The organism is Gammaproteobacteria bacterium (assembly GCA_019911805.1).
Classification (GTDB): domain Bacteria; phylum Pseudomonadota; class Gammaproteobacteria; order Thiohalobacterales; family Thiohalobacteraceae; genus JAHJQQ01.
This window is the reverse complement of the sequence record JAIOJV010000109.1, coordinates 1-20,355: the sequence shown is the minus strand read 5'-3', so window position 1 is coordinate 20,355 and position 20,355 is coordinate 1. Positions and strand designations below refer to the sequence as shown.

The 20,355-nt window shown below is 67.2% G+C and carries 20 protein-coding genes; 18 read left to right on the top strand and 2 right to left on the bottom strand.

The window, feature by feature from the left end:
- Positions 1–316: 316 nt before the first annotated feature.
- The 4 genes from K8I04_13860 to spoT all read left to right on the top strand — a co-directional run bounded on the left by K8I04_13860 (position 317) and on the right by spoT (position 4,691).
- The gene (locus K8I04_13860) at positions 317–1,186 is read left to right on the top strand and encodes a YicC family protein (GenBank protein ID MBZ0072798.1); all 870 of its coding nucleotides are present in this window, start codon (positions 317–319) and stop codon (positions 1,184–1,186) included.
- Between the two features lie 182 nt (positions 1,187–1,368).
- The gene (gene gmk / locus K8I04_13855; GenBank protein MBZ0072797.1) at positions 1,369–1,989 is read left to right on the top strand and encodes a guanylate kinase; all 621 of its coding nucleotides are present in this window, start codon (positions 1,369–1,371) and stop codon (positions 1,987–1,989) included.
- Positions 1,990–2,039: 50 nt separating this feature from the next.
- Positions 2,040–2,375 carry a DNA-directed RNA polymerase subunit omega gene (gene rpoZ / locus K8I04_13850; GenBank protein ID MBZ0072796.1) on the top strand — a complete coding sequence of 112 codons (336 nt, stop codon included), beginning with the start codon at positions 2,040–2,042 and terminating at the stop codon, positions 2,373–2,375.
- A 150-nt stretch (positions 2,376–2,525) separates the two neighbouring features.
- Positions 2,526–4,691, top strand: a complete 2,166-nt coding sequence (spoT, locus tag K8I04_13845; protein MBZ0072795.1) for a bifunctional GTP diphosphokinase/guanosine-3',5'-bis pyrophosphate 3'-pyrophosphohydrolase — start codon at positions 2,526–2,528, stop codon at positions 4,689–4,691.
- A 46-nt stretch (positions 4,692–4,737) separates the two neighbouring features.
- Here spoT and K8I04_13840 read toward each other — a convergent pair whose 3' ends face one another.
- Positions 4,738–6,105 carry a sigma 54-interacting transcriptional regulator gene (locus K8I04_13840; protein MBZ0072794.1) on the bottom strand — a complete coding sequence of 456 codons (1,368 nt, stop codon included), beginning with the start codon at positions 6,103–6,105 and terminating at the stop codon, positions 4,738–4,740.
- Positions 6,106–6,304: 199 nt separating this feature from the next.
- Between K8I04_13840 and K8I04_13835 the strand changes: the two genes are divergently transcribed.
- The 9 genes from K8I04_13835 to ubiA all read left to right on the top strand — a co-directional run bounded on the left by K8I04_13835 (position 6,305) and on the right by ubiA (position 15,002).
- A complete protein-coding gene (locus K8I04_13835; protein MBZ0072793.1) occupies positions 6,305–6,580 on the top strand; it encodes a hypothetical protein in 276 nt (91 codons plus the stop codon).
- A 338-nt stretch (positions 6,581–6,918) separates the two neighbouring features.
- Complete coding sequence (locus K8I04_13830) at positions 6,919–7,458, top strand: cytochrome C oxidase subunit II (protein ID MBZ0072792.1); 540 nt, start codon at positions 6,919–6,921, stop codon at positions 7,456–7,458.
- A 21-nt stretch (positions 7,459–7,479) separates the two neighbouring features.
- A complete protein-coding gene (locus K8I04_13825; protein MBZ0072791.1) occupies positions 7,480–8,967 on the top strand; it encodes a cbb3-type cytochrome c oxidase subunit I in 1,488 nt (495 codons plus the stop codon).
- Entirely contained in the window at positions 8,964–9,578 is a 615-nt protein-coding gene (locus tag K8I04_13820; protein ID MBZ0072790.1) for an SCO family protein, read from the top strand. The genes K8I04_13825 and K8I04_13820 overlap by 4 nt, the downstream gene beginning before the upstream one ends.
- Positions 9,575–10,228 carry a hypothetical protein gene (locus K8I04_13815; GenBank protein MBZ0072789.1) on the top strand — a complete coding sequence of 218 codons (654 nt, stop codon included), beginning with the start codon at positions 9,575–9,577 and terminating at the stop codon, positions 10,226–10,228. The genes K8I04_13820 and K8I04_13815 overlap by 4 nt, the downstream gene beginning before the upstream one ends.
- A gap of 201 nt (positions 10,229–10,429) precedes the next feature.
- Entirely contained in the window at positions 10,430–10,816 is a 387-nt protein-coding gene (locus K8I04_13810) for a RidA family protein (GenBank protein MBZ0072788.1), read from the top strand.
- 173 nt (positions 10,817–10,989) lie between these two features.
- Entirely contained in the window at positions 10,990–13,113 is a 2,124-nt protein-coding gene (recG, locus tag K8I04_13805) for an ATP-dependent DNA helicase RecG (GenBank protein ID MBZ0072787.1), read from the top strand.
- Between the two features lie 82 nt (positions 13,114–13,195).
- Positions 13,196–13,783, top strand: a complete 588-nt coding sequence (locus K8I04_13800) for a chorismate lyase (GenBank protein ID MBZ0072786.1) — start codon at positions 13,196–13,198, stop codon at positions 13,781–13,783.
- Positions 13,784–14,132: 349 nt separating this feature from the next.
- Positions 14,133–15,002: a 4-hydroxybenzoate octaprenyltransferase gene (gene ubiA, locus K8I04_13795; GenBank protein MBZ0072785.1), complete on the top strand. Its 870-nt coding sequence runs from the start codon at positions 14,133–14,135 to the stop codon at positions 15,000–15,002.
- Between the two features lie 55 nt (positions 15,003–15,057).
- Here the strand turns inward: ubiA and K8I04_13790 are convergent, their stop codons facing one another.
- Positions 15,058–15,759, bottom strand: coding sequence for a ComF family protein (locus K8I04_13790; protein MBZ0072784.1), 702 nt, complete (start codon positions 15,757–15,759; stop codon positions 15,058–15,060).
- Positions 15,760–15,861: 102 nt separating this feature from the next.
- Here K8I04_13790 and K8I04_13785 point away from each other — a divergent pair, with 102 nt between their 5' ends.
- The 5 genes from K8I04_13785 to bioC all read left to right on the top strand — a co-directional run.
- Positions 15,862–16,314 (top strand): hypothetical protein, encoded by a 453-nt coding sequence (locus tag K8I04_13785; protein ID MBZ0072783.1) that lies wholly within the window; start codon positions 15,862–15,864, stop codon positions 16,312–16,314.
- Positions 16,314–17,297: a biotin synthase BioB gene (bioB, locus tag K8I04_13780; protein ID MBZ0072782.1), complete on the top strand. Its 984-nt coding sequence runs from the start codon at positions 16,314–16,316 to the stop codon at positions 17,295–17,297. The genes K8I04_13785 and bioB overlap by 1 nt, the downstream gene beginning before the upstream one ends.
- A 294-nt stretch (positions 17,298–17,591) precedes the next feature.
- On the top strand, positions 17,592–18,770 hold the full coding sequence (bioF, locus tag K8I04_13775; protein MBZ0072781.1) for an 8-amino-7-oxononanoate synthase: 1,179 nt from the start codon (positions 17,592–17,594) through the stop codon (positions 18,768–18,770).
- Positions 18,771–18,777: 7 nt separating this feature from the next.
- Positions 18,778–19,536 carry a pimeloyl-ACP methyl ester esterase BioH gene (gene bioH, locus K8I04_13770; GenBank protein MBZ0072780.1) on the top strand — a complete coding sequence of 253 codons (759 nt, stop codon included), beginning with the start codon at positions 18,778–18,780 and terminating at the stop codon, positions 19,534–19,536.
- Positions 19,533–20,355 (top strand): malonyl-ACP O-methyltransferase BioC (gene bioC / locus K8I04_13765; GenBank protein ID MBZ0072779.1); only part of this gene is annotated, 823 nt, incomplete at its 3' end. The genes bioH and bioC, both read left to right, overlap by 4 nt.

The following is a 20,355-nucleotide window of genomic DNA, read 5'->3' as shown; positions in this document are numbered from 1 at the left end:
CACAACCACTCCGCGCACCCGTCAGGTGTCGCGCCGGGGCGGTTTCGCTGGCTCGCGGGAAGCCGTACCATTAGGCGCTCCCATCGGCCGTGCGCCGCCGGTACTTGAGTCGTCGGCGTGTAGATCCATGTACTTGTCCCGAAAACTCATTGCAGCCACGGAAACACACGGAAGGTGTTGAAATGAAACAGCGTCAGGAAGCCCCGCCGCGACACCTGACGGGTGCGCGGAGTGGTTGTGGGGGGCGTATGATCCGGTCTGTGCTGTTTCCGTGTGATTCCGTGGCAAAAGCGATTTCCAACCTTATAGGTCCCGCATGATCCGAAGCATGACGGCCTTCGCACAGCAGGAGCGCGAGGGTGACTGGGGTGCCCTCGCCTGGGAGCTGCGGGCGGTCAATCACCGCTATCTCGAGGTGAGCCTGCGGCTGCCCGACGAACTGCGCGGTCTGGAGGCGGCGGTGCGCGAACGCGCCGGACGGCGGCTCGGGCGCGGCAAGCTGGACTGCAACCTGCGCTTCAAGCCGGCCGTACGCCACGCCGCCGAGCTGCAGCTCGACGAGCGGGTCCTGGCCCAGGTGCTGGCGGCGAGTGGGCGGATCCACACACGCCTGCCACAGCCGGCGCCGGCACCCTCGCCGCTGGACGTCCTGCGCTGGCCGGGGGTGATCCAGGAAGAGACCCGTGACCTGGCACCGCTCGCCGATGCCGCGCTGGACCTGTTCGACGTCGCGCTCGCCGAGCTGGTGGCCACCCGTGAGCGCGAAGGTGGGCAGATCCTCGGCCTGCTCGGGACCCGCCTGGACGCGCTGGAGCCGTTGGTCGCCGCGGCGCGCGCGCGCCTCCCGGAGGCTCTCGAGCGCGTCCGCGACAAGCTGCGCACGCGGGTGGCGGAGCTGGTGGCGAGCCCCGATCCCGACCGCCTGGAACAGGAGCTCGCCTATCTCGCCCAGAAAATGGATGTCGACGAGGAGCTCGACCGCCTGACCGGCCACATCGCCGAGATGCGCCGCGTCCTGACGCTCGCCGAACCGGTCGGGCGGCGGTTGGACTTCCTGATGCAGGAGCTCAACCGCGAGGCCAACACCCTGGGCTCCAAGTCCGCGGACAGCGAGACCACCCGGGTGGCGGTGGAGCTGAAGGTGCTGATCGAGCAGATGCGCGAACAGATACAGAACGTCGAATAGGCTGAAAATTATTTCGGCCACGGAATCACACGGAAACACACGGATAAGGGCCCACGCCTTGCGCGGGCGCTGTCGCCACCCGGTGGCAGTGAACAACCGCTGCAGGAATATCCTGTGCTTCAGTGCCTTCTGTGTGATTCCGTGGCAAATACGGTTTTCGGGTCACAAGGATCATTGACGCTATGCAAGGCAATCTCTTCATCGTCTCGGCCCCGTCCGGGACCGGCAAGACCAGCCTGGTGCGCGCCATGATGGAACGCCTGGGCGATACCGCCTTCTCCGTCTCGCACACCACCCGGGCCATGCGGCCGGGGGAGCAGGATGGCCGGGATTATCACTTCGTCGCGGTCCCCGCCTTCGAGGCGATGATCGCGGCCGGCGAATTCCTCGAACACGCCCGAGTCTTCGACAATTTTTATGGCACGGCACGGGCGTCGGTCGAGGCGCAGCTGGTGGCCGGCCAGGACGTGTTCCTCGACATCGACTGGCAGGGCGCCCGGCAGGTGCGCCACGCCTGGCCGGGGGTGACCAGTATCTTCATCCTGCCGCCGTCGCTCACCGCCCTGGAGTCGCGTCTGCGCGCCCGTGGCCAGGACAGCGACGAGATCATCGCCCGCCGCATGGCCGCCGCCATCAGCGAGAGCGGTCACTATAGCGAATACGATTACCTCATCATCAACGATACCTTTCCGACCGCCCTCGAAGAGCTCATCGCCATCGTGCGGGCGCAGCGCCTGCACACACCGCAGCAGACCGGCCGGCACGCGGACCTGCTGGCCGCGCTGCTGGCATCAACCGCCTGAATTGGGTAGACTCCCCGTCCCGCTTTACCTGCATATCAAAGGTCAGAATCATGGCGCGCATCACCGTTGAAGACTGTCTGGACAACGTGGCCAACCGTTTCGAGCTGGTACTGGTGGCCGCCAAGCGCGCCCGCCAGCTGGCGAACGGCGCGCCCACCACGTTGGAGTGGGAGAACGACAAGCCCACGGTGGTGGCGCTGCGCGAGATCGCCGACGGCCTGATCGGTCCTGCCATCCTCGACGCCGTGGACGAACCGGCGGAAGAGGCGCCGGATGCCGTGGCACGCGCCGCCGCGTTGTTCGCCGATGCTGCGGATGCCGACCTGATCGTCCCCGACAGCGAGGCGGAGATCCCGCCCCCCGCCGCCAGCGTCGACGACGTCTGATCCCGCCCCGTACGGCCTGCCGGGCACCGATCGCACTGATCAGGCCCGGTATATCCGCGGGTGACGTCGGCCGCTCCTTTGGCCTATGATCCCGGTGACATACCAGCGGTCCGCCCTGGCCGTGGGGGAACCCGTGGACGGGCGGAGTGAATGCGGAGCACCATGGCGGTCACCCCCGAACAGATCTCTTACGACAGCGGCGAACGCCGGGTACTGATCAGCGATCTGTGCCGCCGTCTGGAGCGCTACCTCAACGCGGACCAGGTGCGGGAGGTTTACCGCGCCTACCTCTTTGCTGCGGAGGCCCACGAGGGCCAGCACCGCCTGTCCGGCGAGCCCTACATCTTTCATCCACTGTGGGTGGCGCAGATCCTCGCCGACATGCGCATGGATCACAAGAGCATCATCGCCGCCATCCTGCATGATGTCATCGAGGACACCGGCACCGGCAAAGAGGAGGTCGCCAAGGCCTTCGGCGAGGAGGTGGCCGAGCTGGTCGACGGCGTGAGCAAGCTCACCCAGATCAAGTTCGAGACCCAGGCCGAGGCGCAGGCCGAGAACTTCCGCAAGATGCTGCTGGCGATGGTGCGCGACATCCGCGTCATCCTCATCAAACTTGCCGACCGGCTGCACAACATGCGCACCCTGGCCGCGATGCCGCCGGACAAGCGCCGCCGCATCGCCCGCGAGACCCTGGAGATCTACGCGCCGATCGCCAACCGGCTGGGCATGAACAGCATGCGTCTGGAGCTGGAGGATCTCGGCTTTCAGGCGTACTACCCGCTGCGTGCGCGACTGCTGGCCGCGGCTGTGAAGCAGGCGCGCGGCAACCGCAAGGAGATCCTGAGCAGGATCGAAACGGCCATCCGTCACCGGCTCGAGCACGACGGCGTCGCCGCCCGCGTGGTCAGCCGCGAGAAGCACCTCTACAGCCTCTACCAGAAGATGCGCAGCAAGCGCCTGTCGTTCGACGAGGTATTCGACGTCTTCGCCTTCCGCGTCATCGTCGACCAGGTCGACACCTGTTACCGCGCACTGGGCGTGGTGCACAACCTCTACAAGCCGGTACCGGGACGCTTCAAGGACTACATCGCCATCCCCAAGGCCAACGGCTACCAGTCGCTGCACACCGTGCTGTTCGGACCGTATGGCGTGCCGATCGAGGTGCAGATCCGTACCGAAGAGATGGATGGGGTCGCCGAGGCCGGCATCGCCGCGCACTGGCTCTACAAGAGCGGCGACGGCGGCGCCGACAACGCCCATACACGCGCACGTGAATGGCTGCGCGAACTGCTGGAGATGCAGAAGAACGCCGGTGACTCGCTGGAATTCCTGGAGAACGTCAAGATCGACCTGTTCCCCGACGAGGTCTACGTGTTCACGCCCCGTGGCGAGATCATGGAGCTGCCACGCGGTGCGACGGCAGTGGACTTCGCCTATGCGGTGCACACCGACATCGGCAACACCTGCATCGCCGCCAAGATCGACCGCCGGCTCGCGCCGCTGCGCACGCCGCTGCACAACGGCCAGAACGTCGAAATCATCACCGCACCCGGCGCGCACCCCAATCCGAGCTGGCTGAACTTCGCAGTGACCGGCAAGGCGCGTTCCAACATCCGCCATTATCTGAAGAATCTGCGCCGCGAAGAGGCCACCAGCCTGGGCAGACGGCTGCTCGACCGGGCGTTGACCGGCCTCGGCACCAGCCTGGCGGACATCGATGCGGAACGGCTTGCCGGCTTCGTGGAACTCTGCGGCGTAAAGTCGGTGGACGCGTTACTCGAAGATATCGGTCTCGGCAACCGCATGCCGGCCCTGGTGGCGCGGCGCCTGCTGGGCGACGAGGAGGTCGCGGCCGCGATCACCGGCAGTGCGCCGCTGGCGATCCGCGGCACCGAAGGCATGGTCGTGAACTTCGCCAAGTGCTGCCACCCGATCCCGGGTGACCGCATCGTCGGCTTCGTCAGCGCCGGCCGCGGTATCGTCATCCACAACGAGAACTGCAAGAACATCGCCGACTACCGTAACCGCCCGGAAAAATGGGTGGATGTCGAATGGGAGCGCGATGTCAGCGGCGAATTCAGTGCCGAGCTGCGGGCGGAGGTCGCCAATCAGCGCGGTGTGCTCGCCACGATCGCGGCGGCCATCGCCGATATGGGTTCGAACATCGAGAACGTCACGATGGAGGACCGCGATGGCCTGAATACCTCCATGACGTTTACCATCACCGTGCGCGACCGCCTGCATCTGGCGCGGGTGATACGCGCGATCCGGCACATCCCCCTGGTGCTGCGCATCAGCCGTACCAGGAGCTGAGGGCGCCGGCCATTCTCCGCGCCGTAGCGGGGGACGTCTCTGTGTCTCAGGGCGGTGCCGGGGTCTGGTTCTTCAATCTTTTCCACAGTGTGGTCCGTGACATGCCCAACCGGCGCGCAGCCTCGGCCTTGTTTCCACCGGCCTCGCGCAACGTCTGCCGGATCAGCGACTGCTCATACTGCCTATCTGCAGCCGGGCGGTAATAGCGGGTCAGCGGCACGGTAGCCACCTCGCTGGTTGTCTCGGGTTCAAGCCGGCGGTTATAGATGTCCGTCGGCAGATGCTGTGGCAAGAGCACATCACCGTCGCAGTGCACCATGGCGTACTCGATGACGTTCGCCAGCTGACGTACGTTACCCGGCCACTCACCACGTTCCAGCAATAGCACCGTCTCATGGGCCAGTTGCGGCGGCTTGCGCTTGTAGCGCAACGCCACGTCGGTGAGCAGTTTGGTGGCCAGCATGACGATGTCTTCACGCCGTTCGCGCAGCGCCGGCACCTCCAGCGGCAGCACACACAAGCGGTAATAGAGATCTTCGCGGAACGCTCCGCGCCGCACCATGGCGGTCAAATCGCGGTGGGTGGCGGTGATCACGCGCACATCCACCGGGCGCGCATGGTTTTCGCCCAGGCGCACGATCTCGCGCTCCTGCAGCACCCGCAGCAGCTTGACCTGGGTGCTGAGGGGGATCTCGCCGATCTCGTCAAGCAGCAGCGTGCCGCCATGCGCCGCCTCGAAGCGCCCGGCGCGCGCCATTGCCGCACCAGTGAAGGCACCGCGGGCATGCCCGAACAGCTCCGACTCCAGCAGGTTCTCCGGCAGTGCCGCACAGTGCACGGTGATGTAGGGGCGGTTGCTGCGGTCGGAATTATCATGCAGGGCGCGCGCGACCAACTCCTTGCCGGTGCCACTTTCGCCCATGATCGACACGGAGGCGTCGCTGGACGCCGCGCGCAGGATCTTTTCGTACAGTGCCTGCATCACCTGGCTATGACCGACGATCCCGCCCAGGCGCAGGCGCTCGCGCACCTCGCCCTCGAGTTCCACCTCGCGCGAGCGGTCGCGCAGGATGATGGCGCAATACAAATTCGCCTCATTGGGCGGCAGCAGCAGCGACCACATACGCAGATGCACCGCCGGGCCATTGGACCGGTTCAGCCTGACGTCCTGGATCTGCCGCGCCGCGCCATCGGAGTGGCTCAGCGTGCACTGATCACGTGCCTCGCAGGTCCGGGCGCAGGCAGTCTCGGCAAAGATGCTCGGACAGAGCTGGTCCAGTACGGCGGGCTGGTCGCGCCCCAGCAACACGGTGGCGGCCTCGTTAATGGCCGCTACGCGCCGGTCGTGATCGAGGAATACGACGCCTTCCTCAAGGCTGTCCAGAAATGGGCTCAGGGTCGTCAGCGTGAACACAAGGAAATTGCTCCTGTCGTTCAGAGTGGACGTCCAGGTACTGTCGACTGTGGACGTCTGTAAACATGCATAAAGAATATATCTTCGTGTTTATCGTGTAAAGACAGTGTCTTGTTGTGCTGGCATGGTTCTGGCTCCCAGTGCCTGCAACAGCGGCCCGGCGGTTCGCCCGCCGCACCCGACACCAGGAGAGTCTGTCATGCGCACACCGTTCATTTCCCTCTGCCTCGGCACCGCTCTGGCGTTGCCCCTGTCCGTATCGGCCACCACGCCAGCCGGCGTGGACCCGATCACCGCGAGCTTCGCCCGCATGTTGAATCACACGCCTGTGGCCGACACGCCGGCTACGCCGACGGGCCGCGAAGACGATCCGCTGCACACGCACGTCGTGGCCGTGTTGTGGGAACACCATCCCGGCTGGTGCGGACCGGCTCGCGCCGACAGCGTCACCCTGAGCCTGCGCACTACGCACTGACTTCGCCGTGTCTATCGCATCCACACCGCGTCGTTCGGGGGGCTGCTTTTGGCTGCAGCGGCGATGTGGTATTCGCCGATTGAGCTGGTCTATGCCAACGCCGCCATGCATCGCCAGTGGGTCGCCCAGGTCATCGCCGTGGTGGGGCGCCAATGGTCCCGGGTGTTGGGCCGTGACCGCACCCCGGTCGGCATGCCTCACGGGATACGTTGGGCAGCAACACCGAAGTAATTCTGGATATTTATTTATGCATCATTCCTGCTGAAACAGGAATCCATGAAATCAATCGCCCGTGTGTCCGCCACTGCGCGCTACACGAGTTGAACCAAGGAGACTCCATGTCGCAACACTATGCTGTATGGCTGACATCACTGGCGCTGATGGCGTGCGTGGCGTCCGGTTTCATCTTCGTCGCCCTCAACTCCGGCAGGCGTGAGGAAAATTATGCGCCGCTCGCCAAGCACGCCTATCGCCTGCGTACCAAGCTGTTCTGGGTGCTGGTGCTGGTGTTCGGGTCGGCCATGATCTACACGCTGAGGGACTTGCCCTACGACGCCGTCAGCCGGGACATGAATAACGCCGGGCCGCCACAGGTCGTCGCCGCAACGGGGTATCAGTGGCGTTGGGAACTGAGCCACGACCGGGTTGCCAAGGGCCAGCCGGTCGAGTTTCGCGTGACCAGCGCGGACGTCAATCACGGCTTTGGCATCTACGACACCGAGATGCATCTGGTCGCCCAGACCCAGGCGATGCCCGGTTATACCAACGTCATCCGACATACCTTCGACAAGGAAGGCACGTACAAAGTCCTGTGCCTGGAATACTGCGGCGTGGCGCACCACAGCATGGTGGCCGAATTTCAAGTCAGCGATCTATAAACCGGAGCGGAGAAACTCGACATGGCTGATTACACCTATACCCCGATGCCCGATCATGGGGCCAGGACCAGCGTGCTGGCCTATCTGGTCACCGCGGCCGTCATCCTGCTGCTGATGATGGTCTTCGGACTGCTCATGCGCCTGGAACAGGCACAGATCATTTCCATGGGGCCGGTTTCATTCTATGAGCTCCTGACACTGCACGGCGCCGGCATGGTCGGGATCGTCTCCATCGCCGGGCTGGCGATCATGTGGCATTTCCTGAGCCAGTACGTCGACCTTTCCGAGCGCATCTTCGTCGTCAACCTGGGGATATTTCTGGTCGGTGTCGTCATGTTGCTGGTCAGCGTGTTCAGCGGCAGCTTCCACGGTGCCTGGACCTTCCTCTACCCGCTGCCGTCGCAATCGATGGGGATGTGGGATGAGGGCGCGGCAGCCCTGTTCCTGGGTGGCCTGCTGCTGATCGGTGCCGGCTTTCTGCTGCTGCATCTGGACATCGCCCGCGCCATCATCGGCCGGTATGGCAGTCTCGCCCGGGCGCTCGGCTGGCCGCAGCTGTTCGGCCCCGACGACGGTCATGCGCCGCCGGCGGCCGTGGTTGCCAGCACCATGGTCACCATCGTCAATGTCATCGGCCTGGTGATCGGCGCCAGTATCATCACCATGATGCTGATCAATCTCTACCACCCGGCCTTCACCATCGATCCCCTGCTGGCCAAGGGCATGATCTACATGTTCGGCCATATCATCATCAATGCAGTCATCTACATGGCGGTGATCGCGGTCTATGAGATTCTGCCGCGCTATACGCGGCGTCCGTGGAAGTCGAACAAGGCGTTCATCGCCTCGTGGACGGCCTCGACGATCTTCGTCCTGTTCATCTTCCCGCATCACCTGCTGATGGACTTCGCCTTCCCGAAATGGTTTTTGATCATGGGCCAGGTGATCGGCTATCTGAATACCTTCCCGGTCCTGGTGGTCACGGCGTATGGCGCCCTGATGATCGTGTACCGTTCGGGCATCCGCTGGGATATGGCCTCGCGACTGCTGTTCCTGTCACTGTTCGGCTGGGCGGCCGGTGCCATGCCGGCATTCATCGATGGCACGATCTCCGTCAATTACGTGATGCACAACACGCTGTGGGTGCCGGGTCACTTTCACACCTATCTGCTGCTCGGCATGGTATCGATGGTATTCGGCTTCATGTACTACCTGGGCAAGCCCAATCAACAGGCCCAGGGTAACGCCATCGACCGCGCGGCCTTCTGGGGATTCGCGATCGGCACCCTCGGATTCACCCTGAGCTTCCTGTATTCGGGCATGGAGAGCGTGCCGCGCCGCTTCGCCGTCCACCTGCCGGCATGGATCCCGTATGATCGCGTGGCGTCGGCCTTCGTGGTGCTGGTGATCGCCTGCACGCTGTGGTTCGTGACCCGCTTCCTCACCCGCCTGGGCCAGTCCGCACGTGATTATCCACGGGCGACGCTGGTGCGGAGCGCCGTGGCGTGACGCCCCGGCGACGCAGTCTCGCCACGGCGGTGCTAGTGACCCTCATCGGGATCGGCGTCTTGTGGTGGGGCACGGATGGCTTCAATGCCTTTACTGCCGAGAGCGCCCGGCGCTACGCCGTGCGCACCGACCCGCCCGCGGTCCCGGCCGTGCTGCTGCAGGACCAGGACGGCCGGCACTTCACGTTGCAGGATCTGCACGGCCGGCTGGTGGCGGTGGAGTTCATTTACGTGAACTGCCCGACGGTGTGCGTGGCCCTCGGTCAGGCATTCCAGCGGCTGCGCGACGCGCTGCCGGCGGAGCGTCTCGGCTACGACGTGGTGCTGCTCAGCATCAGCTTCGATCCGCGGCGCGACCGGCCGCAGCGGCTGGCCGACTACGCCCGGCGTTACGCTGCCGACGGCACGGCCTGGCGGGTCGCGCGCGTCGCGGACGAGGCCGAACTGGCGCTGCTGCTGCAGACCTTCGGCATCGTGGTCATCCCGGATGGCTTCGGCGGTTTCGAACACAATGCGGCGCTGCACCTGGTCGATCGCGACGGCCGCCTGGTGCGCATCGACGACTACGACCGGCCGCTGGCGTTCGCCGCACAGGTGAGGGCCCGGCTGTGACGGTACGGCACGTGGATCCGCGCGCGGCCGTGCCGCTGGCCGCGTATGCGCTGCTGGCCACGCCGCCGCTGCGCGCGCTGCTGGAGACGGCGATGACGACGCACATGCTGGTGCAGCTCCCGCTGCTGGCGGCGCTGGGTGCCTATATGGCAGGGCGGCTGCCGGCGACACTGCGGCGGCGGCTCGACGGCTGCAACGCCGGTGGTCTGCCGTTCATGCTGCTGGCCCTGTTCGCGTCTGCCTATTGGATGCTGCCACGCGCGCTCGACGGCGCGCTCAACCACGGCTATCTGGAGCTGGCCAAATTCATCAGCCTGCCGCTGCTCGTGGGGGCGCCCCTGGCCCTGAGCTGGCGCCGGTTGTCCGTGATCGCCCGTGGCTTCCTGTGGAGCAAGCTGTTGAGCATGCTGGTCGTGCTCGGCTGGCTGTACAGCGTCGCACCCACCCGGGTGTGCACCAATTATCTGGTCGATCAGCAGGTCCTGCTCGGCCGCAGCCAGCTGATGCTGGCGTTGTTGCTGGGGCTGTGGCTCGCCGGCCGGCTGTTCTTCGGTGGCCGGCCGGCGGGCGTGCCCGACCCGGGCGGTACCTGGTCGAGGCATTCTTGGGCACGGGCTCCACGGAACAACACGGAACAATCCAATGGTTGAATCCAGGAGCACCTCTCCAGTGCCCGGTTTCCGGGGTTTTACATGAGCATTTTTCCGCGTTGTTCCATGGATTCCGTGGCCATAGTGCCGGAACACCGGCTTCACTGTATGCCATCCGGGCTTGACCCGTTTCCGCCGGCGGGCGCACCGGCCGTGTCTTTACGGTAGAATTTTTCCTCCATTCATCGGCAGGAGAAGGCCGTGGGGCGCGAGATCATTGCCACCTCCAAGGCGCCACAGGCGATCGGGACCTATTCGCAGGCGGTCAAGACCGGCAACACAGTGTATCTGTCCGGCCAGATACCACTGGTCCCCGAGACCATGGAACTGGTCGCGGGCGACATGGAGGCGCAGATCCGGCGCGTCTTCGACAATCTGTCCGCCGTGTGCGCAGCGGCCGGCGGATCGCTCGCCGAGATCGCCAAGCTCAACATCTTCCTGACCGACCTGGGTCACTTCCCTCTGGTCAACCAGGTCATGGCGGAGTATTTCCAGCAGCCCTACCCCGCGCGTGCGGCGGTGGGCGTGGCCGCGCTGCCCAAGGGCGCGGCGGTGGAGATGGACGCCGTGCTGGTGCTGAGCGGCTGAGCCCTCCGCCCAGCACCCGGCCAGCATCCACCCGGCGTCCACGGAGAGACACGGGCCATGCCGCGAGGGTCACGATGCATACCTGCCGCGCTACGGCGGACATGGGTCCGGCGGGGTGTCATGCCCCGTTTTCCGTGTCTTTCCGTGGACTTCGTGGCTAAAATCGGCTGGCCATGACACCAGGAACGACGCTAGACAGCCGCAAGGAGGCGCGGCCATTGGACGAGCTCCCCGTCACGTCGCTGCGTGGCGTCGGTCCGCGTGCGGCGCAGCGGCTGACGAACCTCGGCATCGAGACGCTGCAGGATCTGCTGTTCCACCTGCCGGCGCGCTATCAGGACCGTACCCGTGTGCTGCCCATCGGTGCGCTGCGACCAGGCGACGAGGCGGCCATCGAGGGTGCGGTGGACCTGGCCGAGGTCAAGTTCGGCCGCCGGCGCATGCTGCTGGTGCGACTCTCCGACGGCACCGGCAGCCTCACCCTGCGCTTCTTCCACTTCAACGCCAATCAGCAGGCCGGTTTCGCCCGCGGCACGCGGCTGCGCTGTTTCGGCGAGGTGCGCAGCGGGGCGGTGACGCTGGAGATGATCCACCCCGAATACCGGCGCGTCGACGCCGCCGTCGAGGAACAGACCGAGGATCACCTCACACCGGTCTATCCGACCACCGAGGGCCTGCATCAGCTGACGCTCAGGGGTCTGACCGAGCAGGCGCTCGAATATCTTGCCCACAGCGGCGACGCCGGCCTGCATGACTGGCTGCCGTCGGAGTTGCTGCGGCAGTTCAAGTTGCCGTCGCTGGCCGCGGCCATCCGCTACGTGCACCGGCCGCCACCGGGGGCGAGCGTCGAGGACCTGCTGTCGGGCCATCATCCGGCGCAGCGACGCCTGGTGTTCGAGGAGCTGCTGGCCCATCACCTCAGCCTGCGGCGGCTGCGCTACGCGGCCAAGGCACAACGCGCGCCGGCGCTCGACGGTGCGGGCGGGCTGCGGGACCGTTTCCTCACGACCCTGCCGTTCGCGCTGACGGCGGCGCAGCGGCGCGTCACCGCCGAGATCGCGGCCGATCTCGCGCGCGGCCACCCCATGCTGCGGCTGGTACAGGGCGATGTCGGTTCGGGCAAGACGGTGGTCGCGGCGCTCGCCGCGCTGCAGGCCGTCGAGGCCGGTGCGCAGGTCGCGGTGATGGCGCCGACGGAGCTGCTGGCCGAACAGCATTACCAGAACTTCCATGCCTGGCTGGCGCCGTTGGGCGTGGCGGTCGCCCGGCTGTCGGGCAAGGTCAAGGGCCGTGCGCGTGACGCCGCGCTCGCCACGCTGGCGGCGGGTACCGCGCCGGTCGCCATCGGTACCCATGCGCTGTTTCAGGACGACGTGCGCTTCGCACGCCTGGGACTGGTGATCGTCGATGAGCAGCACCGCTTCGGCGTGCATCAGCGCCTGGCCCTGCGCGACAAGGGCAAACAGGGCACGCTGCGGCCGCATCAGCTGACCATGACGGCGACGCCCATCCCACGCACGCTGGCCATGACGCTGTATGCCGATCTGGATGCCTCGGTCATTGATGAGCTGCCGCCGGGACGTGCGCCGGTGCAGACGGTGGTGGTACCCGACAGCCGCCGGCCCGAGATCGTCGAGCGCGTGCGCCAGGCCTGTGCCGGCGGGCGTCAGGCCTATTGGGTGTGCACCCTGATCGAGGAATCCGAGGCGCTGCAATGCCAGGCCGCGGAAGATACCGCCACGCAGCTGGCCGCGGCGTTGCCGGGACAGCGCGTGGGGCTGGTGCATGGCCGCATGAAACCGCGTGATAAAGAGGCGGTGATGGCGGCCTTCAAGGCCGGCGCGTTGGATCTGCTGGTCGCCACCACCGTGATCGAGGTGGGTGTCGACGTGCCCAACGCCTCGCTGATGATCATCGAGAATGCCGAGCGCCTGGGGCTGGCGCAGCTGCATCAGCTGCGCGGACGGGTGGGGCGCGGCAGTGCCCGGAGCAGCTGCGTGCTGATGTATCACGGCCGACTCTCCGGGCAGGCGCGCGCCCGGCTGGGTGTGCTGCGCGATACCAACGATGGCTTCGAGATCGCCCGCCGCGATCTGGAGTTACGTGGCCCCGGTGAGGTGCTGGGCACGCGCCAGACCGGACTGCTCAGCCTGCGCATCGCCGATCTGGTGCGTGACCAGGATGCCCTGCCGGCGGTCGAGCGGGCTGCCGAACGCCTGCTGGAGGCCTACCCGGACCGCGTCGCGCCGCTGATCCGCCGCTGGTTGGGGGACGCCGGCCGCTACGGCGAAGTCTGAGTGCGGGACACACCCCGCAGCGCGGCCCTGCCGGCAGCGCCGTTTGTGCGATAATGCCGCGTCCCGAAGGGAAGGCCGCCGTTTGACTCACGTCCCCCGCAACCGCCAGCGCTGGCGGGCCCCAGATCAGCTACCGCGTCAGCAGCCCGGCGACACCCTGCGCCACTGGCTGTTCGATCCCGGTTCGCTGACCCGGCGGGTACAGTGCGCCTGCCCCGGGCGCTTCGAGGTGCGGGTGGAGCGGCAGGGCTGGGACCGGCCGCGGCTGGACGAATGGCGGGCGCTGCGGCTGCGGCCGCCGCGTCGCGCCCTGATCCGCGAGGTGCATCTGCTGTGCGCCGGGCATCCCTGGGTGTTCGCGCGTACCGTCCTGCCGCTGACCACCTTGCGCGGCCGCGGGCAGCGCCTCGCCCGGCTCGGTAACCGACCGTTGGGGGCAGTGTTGTTCGCCGATCCACATCTGCGGCGTGGACCCGTCGAGGTGACCCGCGTCCTGCCGGGCGAGCGCCTGTTCGCCGCCGCGGTACAGGGGTTGCGCCATACGCCGGCAGAGATCTGGGGGCGGCGCTCGGTCTTCTGGCTCGACGGCAAGCCGCTGCTGGTCAGCGAATTCTTCCTGCCCGGCATCGCCGACTGCGGTCGGCCGGGACGCACGGGGACGTCCGATTGAACCCAAAACCTATATTGGCCACGGAACCACACGGAACCACACGGGCCAAGGCTTTTTAGCCATGCAGCCTACGAAAATTTTCCGGGGCCACCACCGCCCTGTCCCTGGTTGCGGTGGGTATCCCGACGGCCGGTGGCACGAGGCCCCGTTTGCACGGGAATGGCGGTGTTGAACGCTGGGTACGTCACAGAGAGTTTTTTGCGGATTTTGTAGATTTCGTGGCCACACGAGGAGGTTGTCCGTGGTGTTCCGTGTGTTTCCGTGGCCAATGCATTTTTCAGGTTGAAGCCGCTGACATGCCGATCGAAGATGAAGGCATGACTGCCGCAGCGCTCGATAGACCCGCGACATGACGCTCAAGGAACGCCTGCATCAGTATTTCCTGCTGACCCGGCTGCACCGGCCCATCGGCATTCTGCTGCTGTGGTGGCCGACGCTGTGGGCCCTGTGGATCGCGGCGGGCGGCTGGCCCGACCTGCATGTACTGCTCGTATTCACGGCCGGTGTGGTGCTGATGCGCTCGGCGGGCTGCGTCATCAACGACTACGCCGACCGGCGCTTCGACCCGCATGTCGAGCGCACCCGCGACCGGCCGCTGGCGGTGGGACGGGTGCGCCCACGTGAGGCGCTGCTGCTGTTCACGGGGCTCTGTGTGCTGGCCTTCGCGCTGGTGCTGACGCTGAACACGCTCACGATCTATCTCGCCTTCGGCGGCCTGCTGCTGGCGGCGATCTATCCCTTCAGCAAGCGGTACACCCACCTGCCGCAGGTGCTGCTGGGCGCGGCCTTCGGCTGGGCCATCCCGATGGCCTTCGCCGCGCAGACCGGTGGGCTGCCCAAGATCGCCTGGCTGCTGTTCACGGTGAATATCCTCTGGGCGACGGTCTATGACACCTTCTACGCCATGGTCGATCGCGACGATGATCTGCGCATCGGCGTGAAGTCCACGGCCATTCTGTTCGGTTATTCGGACCTGCCGATCATTGCCGCGCTGCAGGCGCTGACCCTGGGCGGTCTGCTGCTGGTGGGGGTGATGGCGGACCTTGGGCTCTACTACTACCTCGGCCTGCTGGTGGCCGCGGGGCTGTCGCTGTACCAGCAGTATCTCGCCCGGCACCGCGACAGGGCCGGTTGCTTCCAGGCCTTCCTCAACAACAACTGGTTCGGTGCCGCGGTGTTCGCGGGCATCTTTCTGCACTATCTGGCGGTGGTGCGCTGAGGCGTGAGGCGGGAGGCGTGAGGCGTGAGGCGTGGCCGAGCGCTCCGCGGTGCCCTCAGGCGTGCGGGACGGTGCGGGCGCACACCCAGGCCTCGATGTGCTCGACGCCGCCGCGGCGCAGCACGTCGGCGATCGCATCGAGCGTGCCGCCGGTGGTCATGACGTCGTCCAGGATGGCCACCGAGCGCCCGGCGAGCGGACGCGCCAACACGAAGGCGTCACGCAGGTTGCGCCGCCGCGCGGCGGCACTGAGGCCGGTCTGGGGCGCGGTCGCGCGGCGGCGCACGCAGCTTTCGAGCTCCAGGCGACTGCCGAGTCGCCGGGCCAGCGGCCGGGCGATCTCGACCGCCTGATTGAAGCCGCGTTCCCGCTGCCGGCGGGGATGCAGCGGCACCGGCAGGATGCAGTCCGGTGGCCGCTGGCCGGCAAGCCGCGCGGCCAGCAGTTCGGCGAACAGCGGGGCGAAGTGCAGGGCCTGACCGAACTTGAGCCCCTGGATCAGGACGTCGACCGGTGGCGCGTAGCGGAACAGGGCAACGGCGGCGTCGAAGCGTGGCGGGCGGCGCTGACAGTGGCCGCAGACCTGGCCGGCTGTCGCCAGCGGCAGGGCACAATGCGGGCAGCAGGGGTCGAGCCGGGGCAGGTCGGCGAGGCAGCCCGGGCACAGCCCGCGACCGCTCGGATCGGGCGCCAGACAGAGGCTGCAGGGGCTCGGCCACAGGCGCTGCTGGAGCCTGTTTAACCAGTGGTAAACCATGGACATCCCTTTCGGTTGACAGCTGTACGGGGTCGCGCCATAGTCCCTGGCCTCGACCCCGCACAGTCTAGCAGGTCCTTCAACATGACCGATCACGTCGCGATGCAGTCCGGGCCGCAGCAGATCAGTGCGCGCAGCGCCTGCCGCACCGCCGCCCTGTTCAATTACGGCAATATCGCCGCCATGGTTCCGGGCGCCCTGCTCGCGCCCTACATCCTCATCACCAAACCGACCGGTGTGGCGACCGTGCTGTTGTTCGTCCTGATGATGGTCCCGCCGATCCTGTGGTTCGGCGCCTCCATGATCATCTACGCCATGGCGCGACACCATCCGAATGCCGATGTCGGGCACTACACCCAGCGCGCAGCCTACCGCTTCTATGGCATGTTCGGCGTGGTCATCCCGGTCGGCACGTTCTACGGCACCAACTGGCATCTGTGGATCCTCACGGGCGGGCTGGTCGCGCTGGTGCTGATCCCCTGGTCGCTGTGGGATCTGCGCCGCATCCGTGCGCACGCCTGGCAGGACACCTACGTGGACGAGGAGGCTCTTTGATGCATCCGGCCGCCGCTTCTTTGGGCCCCGCGCATGACCCCAACGTACTGCGCCATGACTGGTCGCGGGTGGAGATCCTGGCGCTGTTCGCCCAGCCGTTCACCGACCTCATGTTCGCTGCGCAGCAGACCCACCGTGCGCATTTCGATCCCAACGCCGTACAGATCAGCACGCTGCTCTCGATCAAGACGGGCGCCTGCCCCGAGGACTGCGCCTATTGTCCGCAGAGCGCGCACTACAAGACCGAGCTGGACATCGAACGGTTGCTGCCACTGACGGATGTGCTGGACGAGGCGCGCGCCGCCCAGGAGCGTGGTGCCAGCCGTTTCTGCATGGGCGCCGCCTGGCGCAGCCCACGCGACCGGGATCTCGAGCAGGTCGAGGCCATGGTCCGCGGTGTCAAGGCCCTCGGCCTGGAGACCTGCGTGACACTCGGCATGCTGACCGCATCCCAGACGCAGCGGCTCAAGGCCGCCGGGCTCGACTACTACAATCACAACCTCGACACCTCGCCGGAGTTTTACGGCGAGATCATCGGTACACGCACCTATCAGGATCGGCTCGATACCCTCGCGCACGTGCGTGACGCGGGTATCAATGTGTGTGCCGGTGGCATCGTGGGCATGGGCGAGGGTCGCGAGGACCGTGCCGGCCTGTTGCAGCAGCTCGCCAACCTGCCGCGCCACCCCGAGAGCGTACCGATCAATCTGCTGGTGCGGGTGGAGGGCACCCCGCTCGCGGACGTGGCGCCCCCCGATCCCTTCGAGTTCGTACGCACCATCGCCGTGGCGCGCCTGCTCATGCCGCGCTCCTATGTGCGCCTGTCCGCCGGCCGTACCGACATGAGCGACGAGCTGCAGGCGCTGTGTTTTCTGGCCGGGGCCAATTCGATCTTCTACGGTGAGCGCCTGCTGACCACCGAAAACCCGGGGCACGACCACGATCAGGGGCTGTTCGCGCGCCTGGGGCTGCGGCCGATTTGAATGCAGCCACGTTGCAACGCGAAGGCCTTTGTCGCCACGGAAATGCGTTGAGGAAAGGCCGGCCACGGAAGCCACGGCACCACCCGGAAATAATTCACTGCGTCTATCCCGGGTCATTACGCTGCGGCCCGGTCTCCAGGCTTCGTACGATGCGTCTTTTCCCGTGTCATGCCGTGCGCTCCCAGGGCCGCTGTTCGCCTTGAAATCTTGCATGGATTCCGTGGTCATGAAGCGTCTTGGGGTTTTCGGCGCGCGCCTGCGCGTCGAAGGATCCTCCCTCTCAAGCAGTGCCGCATGAAAGACCTCCGCCACGACCTCGAGCAGCGCAAGGCGCACCAGCTGTATCGCGTGCGGCGCGTGAGCGAGGGCCCGCCGGGGCCGGAACTGCGCATCGGTGGCGAGCGGCTGCTCGCCTTCTGCAGCAACGACTATCTCGGGCTCGCCAATCACCCGGACGTGGTGCGCGCCCTGCAGGCCGGCGCGGACACCTGGGGTGTCGGCAGTGGTGCGGCGCACCTGGTCAGCGGGCATAGCGCCGCACACCACGCCCTCGAAGAGGAGCTGGCGGATTTCGTCGGTCGGCCGCGCGCCTTGCTGTTCTCGACCGGGTACATGGCCAACCTCGGTGTCGCCGGCGCGCTGCTGGGGCCGGGTGACCGGCTGTTCGAGGACCGCTACAACCACGCCTCGCTGCTGGACGCCGCGCGCTACAGCGGCGCGCGCCTGGTGCGTTATGCGCACGCCGATGGCGACGATCTCGGGCGGCGCCTGGTCGCGAGCGGCCGCCGCGGGGACCTGATCGCCACCGACGGTGTGTTCAGCATGGACGGCGACCTCGCGCCGTTACCGGTGCTGGCCGCGGCGGCGCGCGCCGCGCAGGCCTGGTTGCTGGTCGACGACGCCCACGGCCTGGGTGTCCTCGGCGCCGAGGGGCGTGGCAGCGTGGCGCATTGCGGCCTGGAGGCGGACGCGGTGCCGATACTGATGGGGACGCTGGGCAAGGCCTTCGGTACCTTCGGCGCCTTCGTCGCCGGAAGCGAAGACCTGATCGAGACGCTGATCCAGCGGGCGCGCACCTATGTCTACACGACGGCGACACCGCCGGCGCTGGCCGAGGCGACGCGTGCCAGCCTGCGGCTCGTGCGCGCCGAGTCCTGGCGGCGCGAACGCCTGCAGGCCCTGATCGCGCGCTTCCGCAGCGGTGCGGCGCAACTCGGCCTGCAGCTGATGGCCTCGGAGACGCCCATCCAACCGCTGCTGGTGGGCGCGGCCGATGCGGCGGTACGACTCAGCGAGCGTCTGCGCGCGCGCGGCATCCTGGTGCCGGCCATCCGGCCGCCGACCGTCCCCGCGGGTACGGCACGGTTGCGCATCACCTTCAGCGCGGCCCACGACGAGGCGCAGGTCGACCGTCTGCTGGAGGCGCTGGAGGCGGTCGCCTGCCATCCCTGCGCCGACCGGTTGGACCGCTGAGCGCGCCATGGATCTCCATTGCCGACGCCTCGGTAACGGTCCGGATCTGGTCCTGCTGCACGGCTGGGGGCTGCATTCCGGCATCTGGGATGGTGTCGCGGAGCGGCTGGCGGCACAGTTCCGCGTGCACCTCGTCGATCTGCCCGGTCACGGGCGCAGCGCGCCGGTCGCGGACTTCAGCCTTGCCGGGGTATGCGACCGGCTCGCGGCGGTCACGCCGGCGCCGGCGCACTGGTTGGGCTGGTCGCTGGGCGGGCTGCTGGCGCTTGGCGTCGCCTCCCGTTTTCCCGCGCGGGTGGCGCGGCTGGTGCTGGTGGCGAGCAGTCCGCGCTTCGTCGCCGGCCCCGACTGGCCGACCGCGATGCCGGCCGGGACCCTGGATGGTTTTGCCGCGGACCTGGCCCGCGACCCGCGCGCCACGCTGACGCGCTTCCTGAGCCTGGTGGCGCGCGGTGCGCCGGACGGCACGGTGCTGCGGCGGTTGCGCGCCACACTGCAGGCTGCACCACCACCGGCCGCGGTGGCGTTGAGCGGCGGGCTGGCGATCCTGCGCGATACGGATCTGCGCGCGACGCTGGAGACACTCGCCGCACCGGCATTGTGGCTCGGCGGTGCGCGTGACACCCTCGTGCCGATCGCGGCGCTGCGCAGCGTCGTGGCGCGCCATCCGGCGCTGCGTCTGCAGGAATTCGCAGCAGCAGGGCACGCACCGTTCCTATCGCATCCGGCGGAGTTCGTCACTGCCGTACAGGGATTCCTTACATGAGCGATACCGAGGCATTCCGCATCGACAAGCGCGGTGTGCGCGCCAGCTTCGAGCGTGCCGCCGCGGACTACGACCGCGTTGCCGTGCTGCAGCGCGAGGTCGGCGACCGGTTGCTGGAGCGGCTGGATGTCTTGCGCATCGCGCCCGAGCGGGTCCTGGATCTGGGCACTGGCACCGGCTACATCGCGCGCACGCTGACAAAACGGTACGGTGGCGCCCGCGTCGTCGCGCTGGACATCGCGCCCGCCATGCTGCTGCAGGCGCGCCGCCGCGCCGGCTGGTGGCGCCGGCCGCGCTTTGTCTGCGGCGACATCGAACGTCTGCCGTTTGCGGATCACAGCGTCGATCTGCTGTTGTCCAACCTCACCCTGCAGTGGTGCAATGCCCTGGAGGCGGCCTTCGCGGAATTCCGCCGCGTCCTGCGGCCGGGCGGGGCGCTGCTGTTCACCTCCTTCGGCCCCGACACCTTGGGCGAGCTGCGCGCCAGCTGGGCGGCGGCGGATGGTTACAGCCATGTGAACCGGTTTCTCGACCTGCACGACGTCGGCGATGCCCTGCTGCGCGCCGGCCTGCGCGACCCGGTGCTGGATGTGGAGCGGCTGACGCTCACCTATCCCGACCTGCGCGGTCTGGTGGAGGATCTGAAGACGCTGGGCGCGCACAATCAGACCGCCGGCCGCGCCCGTGGCCTGACGGGCAAGGGGCGCTGGCAGCGGGTCCGTGAGACCTATGACGATTTTCGGGTCGACGGTCTGCTGCCGGCGACCTACGAGGTGATCCACGGCCATGCCTGGGCGCCGGAAGCGGCAGGGGTGGGGG

Excerpts from the sequence above, each read along its gene's own strand:
- gmk (MBZ0072797.1), top strand. The coding sequence starts at position 1,369 with ATGCAAGGCAATCTCTTCATCGTCTCGGCCCCGTCCGGGACCGGCAAG.
- spoT (MBZ0072795.1), top strand. The coding sequence starts at position 2,526 with ATGCGGAGCACCATGGCGGTCACCCCCGAACAGATCTCTTACGACAGC.
- bioB (MBZ0072782.1), top strand. The coding sequence starts at position 16,314 with ATGCATCCGGCCGCCGCTTCTTTGGGCCCCGCGCATGACCCCAACGTA.
- rpoZ (MBZ0072796.1), top strand. The coding sequence starts at position 2,040 with ATGGCGCGCATCACCGTTGAAGACTGTCTGGACAACGTGGCCAACCGT.
- recG (MBZ0072787.1), top strand. The coding sequence starts at position 10,990 with ATGACACCAGGAACGACGCTAGACAGCCGCAAGGAGGCGCGGCCATTG.
- K8I04_13790 (MBZ0072784.1), bottom strand. The coding sequence starts at position 15,759 with ATGGTTTACCACTGGTTAAACAGGCTCCAGCAGCGCCTGTGGCCGAGC.
- K8I04_13860 (MBZ0072798.1), top strand. The coding sequence starts at position 317 with ATGATCCGAAGCATGACGGCCTTCGCACAGCAGGAGCGCGAGGGTGAC.
- K8I04_13785 (MBZ0072783.1), top strand. The coding sequence starts at position 15,862 with ATGCAGTCCGGGCCGCAGCAGATCAGTGCGCGCAGCGCCTGCCGCACC.
- K8I04_13825 (MBZ0072791.1), top strand. The coding sequence starts at position 7,480 with ATGGCTGATTACACCTATACCCCGATGCCCGATCATGGGGCCAGGACC.
- bioH (MBZ0072780.1), top strand. The coding sequence starts at position 18,778 with ATGGATCTCCATTGCCGACGCCTCGGTAACGGTCCGGATCTGGTCCTG.
- K8I04_13830 (MBZ0072792.1), top strand. The coding sequence starts at position 6,919 with ATGTCGCAACACTATGCTGTATGGCTGACATCACTGGCGCTGATGGCG.
- K8I04_13835 (MBZ0072793.1), top strand. The coding sequence starts at position 6,305 with ATGCGCACACCGTTCATTTCCCTCTGCCTCGGCACCGCTCTGGCGTTG.
- bioF (MBZ0072781.1), top strand. The coding sequence starts at position 17,592 with ATGAAAGACCTCCGCCACGACCTCGAGCAGCGCAAGGCGCACCAGCTG.
- ubiA (MBZ0072785.1), top strand. The coding sequence starts at position 14,133 with ATGACGCTCAAGGAACGCCTGCATCAGTATTTCCTGCTGACCCGGCTG.